13 protein-coding genes are annotated in these 17,080 nt (G+C 32.4%); 11 read left to right on the top strand and 2 right to left on the bottom strand.

Features of this window, described 5'->3' with window-relative positions; all coding sequences use genetic code 11:
* Nucleotides 1-7 precede the first annotated feature (7 nt).
* Complete coding sequence (locus tag OLM52_RS07830) at nucleotides 8-2,416, bottom strand: prolyl oligopeptidase family serine peptidase (protein WP_264547984.1); 2,409 nt, start codon at nucleotides 2,414-2,416, stop codon at nucleotides 8-10.
* A gap of 183 nt (nucleotides 2,417-2,599) precedes the next feature.
* Here OLM52_RS07830 and OLM52_RS07825 point away from each other — a divergent pair, with 183 nt between their 5' ends.
* Nucleotides 2,600-3,607, top strand: coding sequence for a 3-oxoacyl-ACP synthase III family protein (locus OLM52_RS07825; RefSeq protein ID WP_264547983.1), 1,008 nt, complete (start codon nucleotides 2,600-2,602; stop codon nucleotides 3,605-3,607).
* 117 nt (nucleotides 3,608-3,724) lie between these two features.
* Here OLM52_RS07825 and OLM52_RS07820 read toward each other — a convergent pair whose 3' ends face one another.
* Nucleotides 3,725-6,139 carry an outer membrane beta-barrel family protein gene (locus OLM52_RS07820; RefSeq protein ID WP_264547982.1) on the bottom strand — a complete coding sequence of 805 codons (2,415 nt, stop codon included), beginning with the start codon at nucleotides 6,137-6,139 and terminating at the stop codon, nucleotides 3,725-3,727.
* 179 nt (nucleotides 6,140-6,318) lie between these two features.
* Between OLM52_RS07820 and argS the strand changes: the two genes are divergently transcribed.
* The 10 genes from argS (at nucleotide 6,319) to OLM52_RS07770 (ending at nucleotide 17,033) form a co-directional block, all read left to right on the top strand.
* On the top strand, nucleotides 6,319-8,097 hold the full coding sequence (gene argS, locus OLM52_RS07815; RefSeq protein ID WP_264547981.1) for an arginine--tRNA ligase: 1,779 nt from the start codon (nucleotides 6,319-6,321) through the stop codon (nucleotides 8,095-8,097).
* A gap of 216 nt (nucleotides 8,098-8,313) precedes the next feature.
* A complete protein-coding gene (locus OLM52_RS07810) occupies nucleotides 8,314-9,759 on the top strand; it encodes a hypothetical protein (RefSeq protein ID WP_264547980.1) in 1,446 nt (481 codons plus the stop codon).
* Nucleotides 9,749-11,176, top strand: a complete 1,428-nt coding sequence (locus tag OLM52_RS07805) for a GDSL-type esterase/lipase family protein (protein ID WP_264547979.1) — start codon at nucleotides 9,749-9,751, stop codon at nucleotides 11,174-11,176. The genes OLM52_RS07810 and OLM52_RS07805 overlap by 11 nt, the downstream gene beginning before the upstream one ends.
* Nucleotides 11,177-11,178: 2 nt before the next feature.
* The gene (locus tag OLM52_RS07800) at nucleotides 11,179-12,693 is read left to right on the top strand and encodes an MBOAT family O-acyltransferase (protein ID WP_264547978.1); all 1,515 of its coding nucleotides are present in this window, start codon (nucleotides 11,179-11,181) and stop codon (nucleotides 12,691-12,693) included.
* Nucleotides 12,694-12,756: 63 nt separating this feature from the next.
* On the top strand, nucleotides 12,757-12,960 hold the full coding sequence (locus OLM52_RS07795) for a DUF6132 family protein (RefSeq protein ID WP_264547977.1): 204 nt from the start codon (nucleotides 12,757-12,759) through the stop codon (nucleotides 12,958-12,960).
* A gap of 73 nt (nucleotides 12,961-13,033) precedes the next feature.
* Nucleotides 13,034-13,336, top strand: a complete 303-nt coding sequence (locus tag OLM52_RS07790) for a hypothetical protein (protein WP_264547976.1) — start codon at nucleotides 13,034-13,036, stop codon at nucleotides 13,334-13,336.
* A gap of 64 nt (nucleotides 13,337-13,400) precedes the next feature.
* Nucleotides 13,401-15,002 carry a FixH family protein gene (locus OLM52_RS07785; protein ID WP_264547975.1) on the top strand — a complete coding sequence of 534 codons (1,602 nt, stop codon included), beginning with the start codon at nucleotides 13,401-13,403 and terminating at the stop codon, nucleotides 15,000-15,002.
* A gap of 105 nt (nucleotides 15,003-15,107) precedes the next feature.
* Complete coding sequence (locus tag OLM52_RS07780) at nucleotides 15,108-15,314, top strand: hypothetical protein (RefSeq protein ID WP_264547974.1); 207 nt, start codon at nucleotides 15,108-15,110, stop codon at nucleotides 15,312-15,314.
* A gap of 115 nt (nucleotides 15,315-15,429) precedes the next feature.
* Nucleotides 15,430-16,890: an NAD(P)/FAD-dependent oxidoreductase gene (locus tag OLM52_RS07775; protein WP_264547973.1), complete on the top strand. Its 1,461-nt coding sequence runs from the start codon at nucleotides 15,430-15,432 to the stop codon at nucleotides 16,888-16,890.
* An 11-nt stretch (nucleotides 16,891-16,901) separates the two neighbouring features.
* Nucleotides 16,902-17,033 carry a hypothetical protein gene (locus tag OLM52_RS07770; protein WP_264547972.1) on the top strand — a complete coding sequence of 44 codons (132 nt, stop codon included), beginning with the start codon at nucleotides 16,902-16,904 and terminating at the stop codon, nucleotides 17,031-17,033.
* Nucleotides 17,034-17,080 lie beyond the last annotated feature (47 nt).

Below are 17,080 nucleotides of genomic sequence, written 5' to 3'. Positions count from 1 at the left end.
TTTTTTCCTAATTTTTTAGATATTTTTCTAAAAATTGGTCTTGTTCCCAAAGCAAGTGTAAAATATTGTCTTTAGCTGCATAGCCATGAGATTCTTTTGGTAAGATAACCATTCTCACAGGTGCACCTAAATTTTTCAAAGCCTGAAAATAACGTTCTGTTTGTAAAGTAAACGTTCCTGGATTATTATCAGCTTCCCCATGCGTCAATAACAAGGGTGTTTTCATTTTATCGGCATTCATAAAAGGCGACATAGTGTTGTAAATTTCAGGAACATCCCAATAATTGCGTTGCTCACTTTGAAATCCAAATGGTGTTAATGTTCTGTTGTAAGCGCCACTTCTGGCAATTCCACAAGCAAATAAATTAGAATGTGTTAATAAATTTGCAGTCATAAATGCACCATATGAGTGACCGCCAATTGCTACTTTTTTGCGATTAATGTATCCTAATTTATCCACTGCATCAATTGCGGCTTCTGCATTGGCAACTAATTGCGGAATAAAAGTGTCATTTGGTTCTGTAGTTCCTTCTCCAATAATCGGGAAAGCGGCATCATCTAAAACGACATACCCTTTGGTTACCCAATAAATGAAAGAACCATAATTTGGAAATGTAAATTCGTTAGGGTTTTTATCGTTTTGTCCAGCTGAATTCTTGTCTTTGTATTCTGCTGGATAAGCCCAAATTAATAAGGGTAGTTTTTCTTTTTTTACTTTATCATAGCCAACAGGTAGGTATAATGTTCCCGAAAGTTCAACACCATCTTTACGCTTGTACTTAATAACTTCTTTGTGAACATTTTTGATGCTTTCAAATGGGTTTTTGAAGGAAGTAATTGGTGTTAACTTATTGTTAGATTTAATGTTTCTAAAATAATAATTTGGATATTCGTTTTTAGATTGAATCATTACTAATACATCACCTTTCTTAAAATCTTCAATAGATAACAAGTCTTCTTTTTTGTCTTTCATTTTTGAAGTGTAAAGTCTCTTTTTTTGCAGAGTAGTAAAGTCATATTCATCAATAAATGGGAATTGCCCATCTTTTGTAAATCCAGCTCCCATTAAATAACCTTTGTTGTTTTCAACTGCAATTACATATCTTCCAAATTTATTTTTTATCATTTCAAAATTTCCAGGATCAGAATAGATGTCTTGTGAATTACGGTCTTCAATAATTTTTGGAGCAATTGTTAAATTTGAGGGATTAAATAAATAGGCTTTTGTATTTCTCGTATCATACCATGAATCAGCTACAATTGCAATTTTTTCGTTAGCCCACATTATTCCTGCATAACGTTGTTTTGTTTTTATTAATGAAGTTGGATTAGAAGAAAAAGGTGCTTCCCATACAAATACTTCATCTCTAAATTCAGCCGGTTTTGCTTGGTTTCCACCATCTAAAGCTTCTACAAAATATAAAGTGGCTGGTTGATCAGCTCTCCAATTCATGTTTCTTCTTCCTGTTCGTACGGATGAAAAACCTTTTGGCATAATTTCAGTTAGAGGTACTTCGTTGACTAGTTTAATTTCTTTTCCATTCAAATCATAAACTACCGATTTTTGAGGAAAACGACTAAGAGGAACAATATAAGAATAGGGCTTTTGAATCGTTGTTAACATTAAATAATTTCCGTCTGGCGAAAAGCTTTCACCTGCATAAATTGCTGCCGATTTAAATAAAGTAGCATTTCCAGAAATTGAAATTTTGTATAATTCAGACGTTACTAAAGCGTCAAAATTAGCTTCATCGGTTTTGTTTTTTAATAAATCTTGATAGGTTCTATTCTGCGATTTTGATCCATCACTTACTGATACGGTTGGTCCTTTAGGTAAATCTTTTTCACTATCAATTAAAGCAGGGCGGTTTTTAGGCAATATTTTTACTAATAAAGTTTCATTATCTTTCATCCAATTATAAGGACTTCCTAAATTAGCATTCAAATTATCCGTTGTGATTTTTTTGGCTGAAGCCGAAACAACATCAATAATCCACAATTCAACGCCAGTCAATGTGGTATTTGTAAATGCAATTTTCTGTTCATTTGGCGACCAAGAAACATTCGTAATTAATGCATTTTTTGGTAATCCACTCACTTGCATTTCAACTTTATCTTTAATTTTTCTAATTTTTAAGTTATTGATATAAGTTACTGTACTTGAAATATTCGTAATTGGATTGATACGTAAACCACCCAAACGCATCTCTTCTTGACTCAAATCTTCAAGGGTTTTATAAGTGTTTCTGTAACTTAAAAGCATGTATTCTTTCTTTGAATCCATACTTACGGATGGTGCTCTTTCATAATCCGCTAAAGCTAAAATTTCAGCTGATGGTTTTTGATAAGTTAGGTTTTCTTGTGCAAAAGTTAAACCACTAATCAATAAGAAAAGAAGTATTATTTGTTTTTTCATTGTGGTAAGAATTAGTAAAATTAGTGCCACTAAAATACTTTAAAAAAAACATCCAAAAAGTAATTTCATGTTAATTATTTTGTAAATTTATACATTGTGATTTTGTCATTTTTTTTAAAATATACATTTCTTTTTTAAGAAATCGATAAATTTGCATCTTGTTTTTTAATTTAAATTTAAAATATGTACCACTCAAAAATATCAGGATTAGGTTATTATGTGCCAGATAATATTGTTACTAATAACGATTTGGCGCAAAAAATGGATACCAATGATGAATGGATTCAAGAGCGAACAGGAATTCAAGAACGTCGCCACATCATAAGAGGTGAGGATACGACTACTTCAATGGGTGTAAAAGCAGCTAAAATTGCTATTGAGCGATCAGGAGTGGTAAAAGAAGATATCGATTTTGTTATTTTTGCTACTTTGAGTCCGGATTATTATTTTCCTGGCCCAGGCGTTTTAGTACAACGCGATTTAGGTTTAAGAACGGTTGGCGCTTTAGATGTTCGTAATCAATGTTCAGGATTTGTGTATGCTATTTCAATTGCGGATCAATACATTAAAACCGGAATGTATAAAAATGTTTTAGTAATCGGTTCTGAACTACATTCAACAGGTTTAGACATGACAACTCGCGGTAGAGGTGTTTCGGTAATTTTTGGAGATGGCGCTGGAGCAGCTGTGCTTTCAAGAGAAGAAGATTTATCAAAAGGAATTTTATCTACACATTTACATTCTGAAGGACAACATGCCGAAGAATTATCCTTAATTGCTCCAGGAATGGGGAAACGTTGGGTAACCGACATTATTGCCGATAACGATCCAAATGACGAAAGCTATTATCCGTACATGAACGGACAATTCGTATTTAAAAATGCTGTAGTTCGTTTTAGTGAAGTCATTAACGAAGGGTTACAAGCGAATAATTTACAAGTTTCTGATATTACTATGTTGGTGCCACATCAAGCGAATTTGAGAATTTCACAATTCATTCAACAGAAATTTCGTTTAACGGATGACCAAGTTTTTAACAACATACAAAAATACGGAAATACAACTGCTGCTTCCATTCCAATTGCTTTAACAGAAGCTTGGGAACAAGGCAAAATCAAATCAGGCGATTTGGTAGTTCTGGCTGCTTTTGGTTCAGGATTTACTTGGGGAAGTGTGATTATTAGATGGTAGTAAGAGAAAAGAGGCAAGAAGCAAGAGAAAAGATTAGTATAAAAAAAGCGTTCTGAAATTTTCAGAACGCTTTTTTATTTTTGCCTAATGCCTAATGCCTAATGCCTAATCACTAAATTAAAACATTCCGCCACCACTTTGAGTTTCATTAGCATCTCTTTGTTTTCTCGCTAAAGCTCGGTTTTTTCCACCACCAAAAATGTAATTGAATCCTACATAAAACGTTTGACTTTCCCAGTAAAAAGCACCTTGTTGACGGTAAGGAATATTTCCATCAAATGCAAAGTTCATATTTTCAAAAACATCATTGTAACGAGCTGTTATTGTTCCTTTTCCTTTTAAAATGTTGTAGGTTGCTCCAATATCCATTTTGTACATTGGTTCTCTGTCATATTGTAATCCTCTGTCTTTTCCTCTATACATTCCAAATAATTGAAAACGCAAATCTTTTGTAGCTGTAAAACTATTGTTGATTCTTGCATTAAAAGTAGTTACATCAACTTCTGCATTTTCTAAGGCATTTGTGCTAGCATTTTGTACGGTTCCTTTAGCGGTTTTAAAATATACATCGGCACTTGCATTAACAGACCACCATTGTGTAAATTTTAAATTTCCTGAAGTTTCAATTCCAAAAGCGTCATTATTATCAAAATTATCATAGGATAAAATGTTTCTATTTACATTGTTTGGGTCATTGTAAACGACTCTTGAAATTTCATCCGAAATACTTCTGTAAAACACACCACTCGTAATCGAACCAATTTTTGTAGTTCTCGTATAATTCACTTCAAATGAATTGGTGAATTGTGGAACTAATCCTGGATTTCCTCTAGATTCCATCAATGGGGTTGTCCATTCTCTAATTGGACTAATTTGTCCAATACTTGGTCGGTCAACTCTTCTCGAATAATTAAAATTGAATGAGTTTTTATCGTTTGCAGTATACGTCACAAATGCAGACGGATAAGCCGTAAACAAGTCGTCAGAAATGTTTTGAGCATCAGTAAAACTAGGATTTGTTTCATTTATTGCAAAATTGGCATCTAAGTCAAAATATTCTAAACGAACACCAAGTTGACCGCTCCATTTTCCAATTTGCTTCCCAAAATTTGCATAAGCCGAATAAATATTTCTTCCGAACTCAAACGAATTATTTGCACTAGTAAAACTCGGATTAATATCATTAAAACGATTACCCGAATTTTGAATTCTAGTTTCAACACCCAATTCTAATTTTGTACTTTCAGTTAACGGGTTTACATAATCGGCATTAAACTGAAAATAATCAGTAGTTCCTTTTACTAAATTGGTTCTGTCAAAATTAAAAGTTGGATTCGAAATCGTTTCATCATACACAGTGTTTTCGTTACTAACGGTATGAGAATAGTTGAATTGAAGTTCTAAATTTTCATCTTTTTTATCAAAATCATGTTTAAAAACCATATCATACGTCTGATTTTTGTCATCACCCGTATTGCCAAAAAGTTGTGTAGTATTTCTGTTGTTAATTGCATCATCATATACGACAGTTGTTAAACCGCTACCAGAACCATAAGTAAAACTTTGGTTGGTGTAGGCCGATAACGTGTTTTTGTCGTTGATGTAATAATCCATTCCAAATTTAATTAGATGCGAATTGTTTTTATTTTTAAATTGAAATTCTTGACGATTTTCTTGATTCGTTCTTTCGCTATTTACAAAGCCATTGTTTGCATTTATGCCGTGATTAAAGCCATAATTGGTATAAAAATTCACTTTTCCAACACGGTAATTCATGTTTAAAGCTGAATTGGTTTTTGGTGTAATTCCAAAAGTTACTCCAGTATTTAATGAGCCATTAAAACCATCTTGCGAATTTTTGTGTAAAATAATATTAATTATTCCGCTCATTCCTTCTGGATTGTATTTTGCCGAAGGATTGGTAATCAATTCAATTTGCTTAATCGATGCCGAAGGAATTTGTTGTAACAATTGCTCCACCGAAACATTTGAAGGTTTTCCGTCTACTAAAACCCTAACATTGCTGTTTCCTCTCATGCTAATCTCTTTGGTTTGAGGATCAATGCTAACGGTTGGAATGTTATTCATAATTTCAGAAGCTGTAGTTCCTGAAGCAATTAAATCTTTTCCAACATTGATTACTTTTCTATCGATTTTTTGCACCATATTTGAACGTTCAGCCACTACTTCAACATCATTTAATTGCGCTACATCTTCAATAATTGCAATTGTGCCTAGATTTAAATTAGCATCAGTACTTAAATCGATATTTTTCACAACAGTGGAATAGCCAATAAATTGAATTTCAACCGTGTATTTTTGTAATGCTAATTTGTTGATTGTGAAATTTCCGTCGTCGGTGGTTACACTTCCTGTAACAATTTTATCATTATCTTTTATAATAATGTTTACATAAGGTAAGGCTTCATTTGTGTTTTTGTCGATTACTTTGCCTTTAATACTTCCTGAATTTTGTGCAAAACTATAAGCAATAGAACACAAGAAACAGGTGATAATTAGTTTTAGTTTCATTTGTTTTTATTTAATTAGAATGATTGATGATTGTGGTTAATAGACTTCAACAATTGTTAATTGTTACAGCATTTTTGTTATTTTTATTTTTTTTAACATTTGGAGGTAAATTCTAAAATTTTATTTCATCATTCTATTGTCAAAATTCTTACCTTTGCACGTTCTAAAAAAAGGCAAAAATGACATTACATCACACATTAACATCACACATCCAAAAAGCGGTTCTTGAATTGTTCAATATTTCTATCGAAAAAGTTGAATTTCAAGCTACAAGGAAAGAGTTTGAAGGTGATATTACGATGGTGGTTTTTCCTTTGGTTAAAGCTTTAAAAGGTAATCCGGTTGAAATTGGAAATCAGATAGGAAGTTACTTAGTGGCAAATGTAAATGAAGTGGCTAAGTTCAATGTTGTAGGTGGATTTTTAAACATCGTGATCTCGGATGCTTTTTATGTGGAATTTTTCAATACAATTAAAAACAACGAAACGTTTGGTTTTGTAGTTCCAAAAGAAGAAGAAAAAGCGGTAATGGTCGAATATTCTTCCCCAAACACGAACAAACCGTTGCATTTAGGTCACATCAGAAACAATTTATTGGGTTATTCGGTTGCCGAAATCATTAAAGCTTCTGGAAAAAAAGTATACAAAACACAAATCATTAACGATAGAGGAATCCATATCTGTAAATCGATGTTGGCTTGGCAGAAATTCGGTAACGGACAAACCCCAGAATCAACAGGATTGAAAGGGGATAAATTGGTTGGGAATTTCTATGTGGAGTTTGATAAACAATATAAAAAAGAAATTTCAGCATTAATCGCTCAAGGTAAAACCGAAGAAGAAGCAAAGAAATTGGCTCCTTCTATTTTAGAAGCACAACAAATGCTTTTAGATTGGGAAAATGGAAAACCAGAAGTTATTGCACTTTGGAAAACGATGAACCAATGGGTATATGATGGTTTTGCACAAACGTATAAAAATCTTGGCGTAAATTTTGATAGCTATTATTATGAATCAAACACCTATTTACTTGGAAAAGAAGTAGTGCAATTTGGTTTAGAAAAAGGCATTTTCGAGAAAGATCCAGATGGTTCAGTTTGGATTGATTTAACGGCGGATGGTTTAGATAGAAAAATCGTGCTTCGTTCAGACGGAACAGCGGTTTATATGACACAAGATATTGGAACAGCAATCCAACGTGTGAAAGATTTTCCTGATGTTGGCGGAATGGTTTATACGGTTGGAAACGAACAAGATTATCATTTTAAAGTATTATTCTTAATCTTGAAAAAGTTAGGATTTGATTGGGCAGATAGCTTGTATCATTTATCCTATGGAATGGTAGAATTGCCTTCAGGAAAAATGAAATCTCGTGAAGGAACAGTTGTAGATGCAGATGATTTAATGGCAGAAATGACTACAACAGCGCAAACTATTTCTGAAGATTTAGGAAAATTAGAAGGTTATTCTGAAGATGAAAAAGCGGTTTTATTCAAAACAATTGGTTTAGGTGCGTTGAAATATTACATGTTAAAGGTTGATCCGAAAAAACAAATGCTATTCAATCCAGAAGAATCTGTTGATTTTGCTGGAAATACTGGGCCATTTATTCAGTATACGTATGCTCGTATTCAATCGATTTTAAGAAAAGCAGATTTTGATACTTCGATTTCAATTTCAGGATTAGAATTACATGAAAAAGAGAAAGAATTAATCAAACAAGTGCAATTATTTCCTGAAGTAATTCAAAATGCAGCAGCAAATCATAGTCCGGCGTTGATTGCGAATTATACCTATGATTTGGTAAAAGAATTCAATTCGTTTTACCAGCAAGTTTCGATTTTAGGAGAAGAAAATCACGATAAAAAAGTATTTCGAGTACAATTGTCAAAATCTGTTGGAAACACGATAAAAAATGCATTTCAGTTATTAGGAATTGAAGTTCCTGAACGAATGTAAGGCAAAGTACGAAGTTGAAAGTACAAAGTTGGAAGTTAGGAGTTTAATTTTATACTATTTCAAATCGAAGAAATTGCTTATATGACTTATATGTTTAAAATTTAAAAAGATTTTTTTAAACTTGATTTTTGATTTTGAACTTGTTTTTTTTTGAATTTTTAAATTTGAATTTTATTTGTTAATTGGATTTTGTTATTTGTTATTTAATTTTTTAAAGTGAATACATCAAAATATTTTTTTCAGTCATTAGCAGTTGTTGTAGTTTCAACGCTGTCATTTTTGGCATTTAAAACTTTTTTACCTAAAAAGTTGTTTTCTGAAGACATTGCCTCTTCAAAAAATATTGTTGTAGATAGTTTATTATTAGAAGCCATTGCAGAAGATGGCGATTTAAAATCTGAAGATACACTTTCAAATATAACTATTGATTATAAAATTACTAACGGAATTAAATTTCCAACAGAAACCTTTGAAAATTATACTGGAAATCAATATTTAGCAACATTCTTTGAAGAGTTGTTTCAGTTAGAAACGAAGAAAGAAGGTAATGTTCGTATTGCTTATTTTGGTGACTCAATGACTGATGGCGATTTAATTGTAAAAGATTTTAGAACCTATTTACAAGAAAAATTTGGTGGACAAGGAGTTGGTTTTGTTAATATTACATCAGAATCTGCGAGTTCACGAAGCTCTGTTACGCATGAGTTTTCAGGAAACTGGAAAACACAGTCGTATTTAAAAGTAAAGCGTCCGTCTAGACCTTTTGGAGTTAACGGACATGTGTTTTTTGCAAATGATACAGCAAATATTGCTTGGGTAAAATACAAAGCAACTAAAACAAGATTTGCATCCGAATTGCCTCGACCAACATTATTCTATGGAAGTTCTTCTAACAAAGACGGAAAAGTGTTTTTTGTAGCGGGTGACACAATTGTTAAAAAGTTAACACCCAATAATACAATCAATACACTTACATTGTCGGAAGGAAGTTTGAAAAGTATAAAAGTAAATTTCAAAAAAGCAGATTCCATTCCAATTTACGGATTTAATTTTGACGATGGAAAAGGAGTTCATGTGGACAATTTCTCAAATCGTGGAAACTCAGGTTTGCCTTTAGGTAGTTTTGATATCAATACGATGCGCGCTTTTCATGCCAAATTAGATTATGATTTAATTGTGTTGCAATATGGTGCTAATGTTTTGAATTATGGAACATTAGACTATACTTGGTATGAAAAAAGAATGACAAAAGTTGTGAATCATTTGAAAGAATGTTTTCCTGGAGTCGCTATTTTAATTGTTTCTACCGCAGATAAATCAACCAAATATGACTTGGAAATGAAAACCGATTCTGCCGTTGTTCCTTTAAATAGAGCACAAAAAAAATATGCTATTCAATCAGAAGCAAGTTTCGTAAATATGTACATATTAATGGGTGGTGATGGTTCTATGGTAAAATGGGTAGAAGAAGTTCCTTCAAAAGCCAATAAAGACTACACGCACTTTAATCACAGAGGAGCAAAAGAAGCTGCAAATTTAATTTTTACTCAGCTTAATCAAGGCTATGAAAAATATAAAGCATTGCGAAAAAAGAAAAAACCAGCGGCTCCAATTAAAAAAGATTCGGTACTAATTAAAAAAGATTCTGTCAATGAAGAGTAAAATACTACTGTTACTTTTCGGGCTTTCTTTTTTTGGTTTTGCTCAAGAAAATGATAGTTTATTGGTTCCAATAGATTCTGTAGCATTTGATGTTCCAGTTGTCGATTCAATTGACGTTATTTTTTCAGGAAATGATGTTCAAAATGTATCTGCTGTGAGTGCTTTTTATGAAAAGTTATATCAGCTAGAGCAAACTAAACAAGGAAAAATAAATATTGTTCATATTGGCGATTCACACATTCAAGCCGATTTATTTACAGCTAAAATTCGTTCGCAATTTCAAAGTATTTTTGGAAATGCTGGTTTTGGATTTACTTTTCCATACAGTGTTGCTAAAACGAACAACAGTGCACCTATTCGATATAGTGCTTCAGGAAGTTTTCAAAGTTATAGAAATTTGTATGCCGATAGTTCAAAACCAGTTGGATTGAGCGGATTTTCATTGGAAACAAAGTCAGCTGATTTTGCCATTCAATTGATGGTAAAAGATGCGCAATTTAATTTCACAAAATTAAAAGTAATTACACCTCAAAATGTAAATTTATTTGATGTTTCAGTGTCTAATAAAAGCATTGTTATTGAACGAAAAGTGCCGAAAAAAATCACGCATAAAGTAAAACCGGGTGAAGTTTTAGGTGGAATTGCCAATAGATATAATGTTTCTTTAAAAGCATTAAAAAAAGCAAACGGTTTAAAAAGTGATATGATTCGTGATGGGAAAATATTAACCATTCCAACGAAAGGAACACAATCAAAAACAATTACAAAAACAGAATATATACCGATAGATTTGCAATCGACTCTGTTTTCAAACGATTATAGTTCTGAATCACCTTTGGATAAAATAGCATTAGTTCCGAATCAAGAAATAAACGAATTTGCGTTAAACGGATTGGTTTTAGAAAACGAAAATTCGGGTGTGGTTTATCATTGTATTGGAGTTAATGGAGCAAAAGCTTCGGATTACAATAAATTTCCACTATTTTATGATCAATTGCCAGCATTGAATCCCGATTTAGTGATTATTTCTTTGGGAACCAATGAAAGTTTTGATAAACAATCGGGGGAACAATATTATGAACATCTGGATAAAATGATTGTTTCAATTAAAGAGAAGAATCCGCAAACGGCAGTGTTAGTAATGACATCGCCACCATCTATTTTGCATAGAAAATATACCAATACTTTTATCGAAGATTATTCGGCGAAAATCAAAGAAAAAGCAATTGAAAAAAAATATGCTGTATGGGATATGTTGTATGTTTTAGGTGGAAATAAAGCGATTTATAGAATCGCAGCAAAAGGATATATGGCAAGGGATAAAGTACATTATTCAAAAGCAGGCTATGAAAAACAAGCCGAATTATTTTTTGAGGCTTTTATACAATCATATGAATTATTCAAATCAACAAAATAGCAGTGAGCGCACTTTTTAGTTTACAAAATTGGTTTCTTGAAACAGTTGGAATTGTTGATTTAGAAACGCTTAAAAATTGGTTTACCTACAATCCAAAACAACCGCTTTTATTCAATAGCGCTTTGTTTTTAGGTTTGTTTTTAATTTTTTATGCTATTTATATTTTATCGCGAAAAACACACTATTTCCGAATCACTTATGTAGTGTTGTTTTCGCTTTTTTTCTATTATAAATGTAGTGGAATTTACTTTTGGTTGCTGATTTTTTCATCAGTTGTAGATTATGCTTTATCTCGATTAATTTTTGAGGAAACGAAGCAAGGTTATCGTAAGTTTTATATGATTCTGAGTTTAATGATAAACTTAGGAATGTTAGCTTATTTTAAGTACACCAACTTCTTAATTGATAATTTCAATACGCTTTTTGATGGTACAATGAAGTTCGAAGATATTATTCTTCCCGTTGGAATTTCATTCTATACTTTTCAAACATTAAGTTATACAATTGATGTTTACCGACGCGAATTAGAACCAACGAAAAGCTTCATAGATTTCTTGTTCTTCGTTTCATTTTTCCCGCAATTAGTAGCTGGACCAATTGTAAGAGCAAGTGATTTTATTCCTCAAATTTATGAGAGATTAAAGCTTACGAAAGAAGATTTCAATCGAGCTTTGTTCTTAATTATTGGTGGATTAATCAAAAAAGCAGTCATTTCAGATTACATTTCGACCAATTTTGTGGATCGTGTTTTTGATGCACCAAATAGTTACACCGCTTTCGAAAATTTGATGGCTTCGTATGGCTATGCGATTCAAATTTATTGCGATTTTTCAGGGTATTCTGATATTGCAATTGGATTGGCTTTATTGATGGGATTTTGGTTGCCTGATAATTTCAGAACGCCTTATCAATCAGGTTCTATTACCGAATTTTGGAGAAGATGGCATATTTCACTTTCCACTTGGTTACGCGATTATTTGTACATTTCAATGGGTGGAAATCGTAAAGGAAAAATCAGAACCTATTTCAATTTGTTTATGACCATGTTGTTGGGTGGATTATGGCATGGTGCTTCTTGGAAATTTGTAGTTTGGGGTGTTTTACATGGATTAGCGTTAGTAGTTGAGAAATTTTTTGGACAGTTTATTAAATTACCAAAAAACATATTCATCAGAACCATTCAAGTGGTTTTAACGTTCCATTTTGTGGTTTTTTGTTGGTTGTTTTTTAGAGCAAAAGATTTTGAAACTGCCTTTCAAGTGATTCAAAATATTGGAAAATTAACCTTCGATTTTAATCAATGGCAAACTATCATTTTAGGCTATAAAAACGTCTTTTTATTGATTGCTATTGGAGTAATTTGGCATTTTATTCCTGTAAAAGGAATTGCTTTTATGCAAAAAACGTTTAGTTCAATTCCATTATTAGTGAAAGCTATTCTATTAGGATTGATTTATTGGGTTGTTTATGCTACGGCTTCTGCTGGAGCCCAACCTTTTATTTATTTTCAGTTTTAAGTTAAGTAACACATGTTACAAATTGCTCTCTTTTAGAAGTGTATATTTGTTTTTTTAAATGAAATGAATAAAAAAGAAATATATACAGTTGCTATTGGAGTTATCATTGGTCTAATTTCTGGTTACGCTTATTATCATTACGTTGGTTGTGCATCGGGAACTTGTTCTATTACTTCAAAACCATTAAATAGTACTTTGTATGGTGGAATAATGGGCGGATTGCTTTTTAGTATGATTGGTGATTTTTTTAAGAAGAAAAAGCGCTAATTTCTTGTGTAACAATTGTTACTAAATATTTTTAAAGTTTACTTACATTTGTTAAATGAAATTCTCGGTTCACATGTTATGTTTTTACTTGTTGCTTCTGCTGACTTTGCCATCGGTTAGAGCGATGAAAATGTTTGTGAGTCAAGAATGTCAAAATACTTGTCATAATGCTGAGGCATCAAATTCGGGTTGTGAAAAAGGTAAAGTAATCATGAATTTGAACTTTAGTCCAACGCAATTTGTCGCTGAAATTTCACTTAAAGAAATCATTCTAATTCCCGATTTTTATACTGAAAAGGAAAAATCAAACTACGAAAAGATTTTTATCCCAAAATACCAACATTCTATCTGGCATCCGCCAAAATTTTTCATTTAAAAAATTTAAAAAGTTTATTTATGGTTCCTTTTTTTGATAGGAACTCAATTTATAATTTTATACAATGAAAAAATATTTCATCGTGTTATTGTTGGCTTTTTTACAGTCATCATTAGCACAGACTACATTTGATTACAATGTAGTTTTAACTCCAGTTGCAGTTTCAGGCTTACCAGGATTGCATTCCTATGCTTTTGCACAACACAACGGAAAATGGCTAATTATTGGCGGAAGAAAAGATGGTGTTCATGCACGTCAGCCTTTTAATGCTTTTCCAGGAGCGCAAAATAATACGGATTTATATGTGATAGATATTGCAACGCAACAATCGTGGTCGGCTTCAGTGAATTCACTTCCAACAGGAGTGAAAGAGCAATTACAATCTACGAATATGAACTTTTATCAAGATGGTGATGTTTTGTTCATTATTGGAGGTTACGCTTATGCCACATCGGCTGCAGACCATAAAACGTTTGATAATTTAACTTCGGTTGATGTGCCTAATTTGATAAATGCCATCATTGCAGGAACGCCAATAACATCCTATTTCAAACAAATTTCAAATGCTAATTTCGCTATTACTGGAGGTCAATTAGCAAAAATTGGTTCCACGTTTTATTTAGTGGGCGGACATCGTTTTGATGGAAGATATAACCCAATGAACAACCCAACGTTTACACAAACGTATTCGAATGCTATCCGAAAATTCACGATTGATAACTCGGGAACAACTTTAAGTTTTGCCAATTATGAAGTAATTTCAGATGCTGTTCATTTGCACCGTCGCGATTATAATTTATTGCCTCAAGTTTTTCCTGATGGAGAATTAGGTTATACCATTTCATCTGGTGTATTTCAAATTGCAGTTGATTTACCGTTTTTATATCCAGTTGACATCAAAGCATCTGGTTATTTTCCACAAACCCAATTCAATCAATATTTGAGCAATTACCACAGCGGAAAAGCGTGTTTATATGATGCTACTTTAAACCAAATGCACAATTTGTTTTTTGGAGGCATGAGTCAGTATTACTATCAAGCTGGAAATTTAATTCAAGACAATACCGTTCCGTTTGTGAAAACAATTAGTAGAACTACTAGAACCGCAACAGGTGATTTGTATGAATACCAATTGCCTGTTGAAATGCCAAATTTAAAAGGAGCTGGAGCCGAATTTATTCCGAATAAAATGCTGCCTCATTATTCAAATGAAGTGATACAATTGTCGAATATTACAGCGAATGAATTCGTAATTGGCCATTTGTTTGGAGGAATTCAAAGTACTTCACCTTCAGCATTCACTGACAATCAAACCGGATTGACTGCTGCTGATCCAACGGTTTATGAAGTAAAATTGGTAAAAAACACACCATTAAATGTACAACAAATCGATGGTAAAAATCCTTTTTCGGTTGTAATTTCACCAAATCCTACAACTTCAGATACCATTCGAGTAGAATTTACGATGCCATATGAAACTTCAGTAAATTATATGTTTTCGACATTAGATGGAAAAGTTGTTGAAGAAGGTGATATCGAAGGAATTCGTGCAGGTAAAAGCGGTATGAATTTTGATATTTCTTCAGCAAATACAGCATTTGTGATTATTACTTTTGTATTCGATGATAAGTTTTATATTTCAGAAAAGGTAATAAAAAAACAATAACTGTTAAATTAATAAAAAATTAAGAGTACTATTTACAAAATTATATATATTTGTCATAGTGCAATACACAGAAAAAGATTAAATAACAATTTAAAAATAAATACAATGAAAAAATTAGTTTCTATCATGGCTGTTGCCGCTTTTATGTTATCAATGAATGTTAATGCTCAAGAGCCAAAACAAAAAGCTAAAAAAGAGAAAGCAAAAACTGAAAAATCTTGCTCAACTGAAGAAAAAAAATCTTGTGGTACTGAAGCAAAATCTGGTGGATGTTGTTCATCTAAAAAAGCTGATACTAAAAAAGCTGAATAATTTTATTCAAAATACATTCAAAACGCCCCGATTTTTCGGGGCGTTTTTTTATGTAACAAATGTTGCTGTACAACAAATACTTAACGCCTAATTTTGATATATTAAACCAATCAAAATGTCAAAAATAGTTGTTTTAGGAGCAGGAATTTCGGGTCATACCGCAGCCGCTCATTTAAGAAGAAAGCTATCCAAAGAGCACGAAGTGTTAGTAGTTTCACCTAACAGAAATTATCAATGGGTGCCATCTAATATTTGGGTAGGAATTGGAAGAATGAAATCAAAGGAAGTAATTTTTCCTTTAGAGCCACTATATAAAAGAAAAGGCATTGGATACAAACAAGCCAAGGCCGTTTCCTTTCATCCAGAAGGCGATAGTTCAGAAGTAAAACCCTATATTTTAGTAGAAGGTGTTTTTGGCGGTAACTTAGGCAAACAAGAAAAAGTAACCTATGATTATTTAATCAATGCTACAGGTCCAAAACTTGCTTTTGATATGACCGAAGGCTTACAACCAGCAACTAATAAGGTATATTCGGTTTGTACTTATGATCATGCTGAACATGCATCGGAAGCACTTCACAAACTAATAGACCAACTAAAAAAATCGGATAAAAAAGTGAAAATTTTAATTGGAACAGGTCATGCAAAAGCTACTTGTCAAGGTGCTGCATTTGAATATATTTTGAATGTAGAAAAAGAATTGCAAAAGTTTGGCGTTCGTGATAAAGCAGAAATTACTTGGATTTCGAATGAATACGAATTAGGTGATTTTGGAATGGACGGTATGTTGATGGAATACAACGGTTTCAATATGAAATCTAAAGATATGGTGGAAATGATTTTTGAAGATCGCAATATCAAATGGATTTTAGGAGCTGGAGTAACAAAAGTGGAAGATGGTTTAGTTCATTATGAAAATTTAGAAGGTGAATATAAAACAGAAACTTTCGATTTTGGGATGCTAATTCCCGCTTTTTCAGGACATGGTTTTCAAGCGTATGACAAAAACGGGCAAAATATTACCGAAAAATTATTTAGAGGTTTTATGGTAGTAGATGCCGATTATACACCAAGACCTTATGAAGAATGGACAGTTCAAGATTGGCCAGAAACCTATCAAAATCCGAGTTATCCAACTATTTTTGCACCCGGAATTGCTTTCGCACCTCCTCATACCATTTCAAAACCACGAAAAAGTAAAAACGGAACCGAAATTTTTCCTTCACCACCAAGAACTGGAATGCCTTCTGGAATTACAGCAAAATTAGTGGCAGATAACATTATTGATTCCATTAAAACTGGAAAAGAATCTTTGCATCACAAAGGTTCTATGGGAAATATGGGAGCTGCTTGTATCGCATCAGCAGGTTACGGAATGACTCAAGGAAGCGGTGTAAGTATTACAACCTATCCAATTGTTCCCGATTATAAAAAATATCCAAATACAGGCGGACGAGATATCAAAAAAACCTTTGGAGATATTGGTTTAGCGGGCCACTGGGTGAAATTAGCATTACACTACGCTTTTCTTTACAAAGCAAAAATGAAACCTTTTTGGTGGTTAATTCCTGAATAAATTTTAAAATTATGACACAAAGAATATCAAATGTACAGCGTTCCAAAATGCAAAATCCATTGATTCAATTATTCAAATTCTTTTATTTAAACATTAGGATTTTAAAAATTGTAGCTGGAGGTCACGGAGGAACAAGAACGTAATAATCATTTTTGAAGATGATGATTGTTTTTAGTTTTATTGGTTAGCA

This window comes from Flavobacterium sp. N2820, assembly GCF_025947285.1.
In the GTDB taxonomy this organism is placed as follows: Bacteria; Bacteroidota; Bacteroidia; order Flavobacteriales; family Flavobacteriaceae; genus Flavobacterium.
Note: the sequence above shows the minus strand (reverse complement) of the source record. Positions and strands in the feature narration are given on the sequence as shown.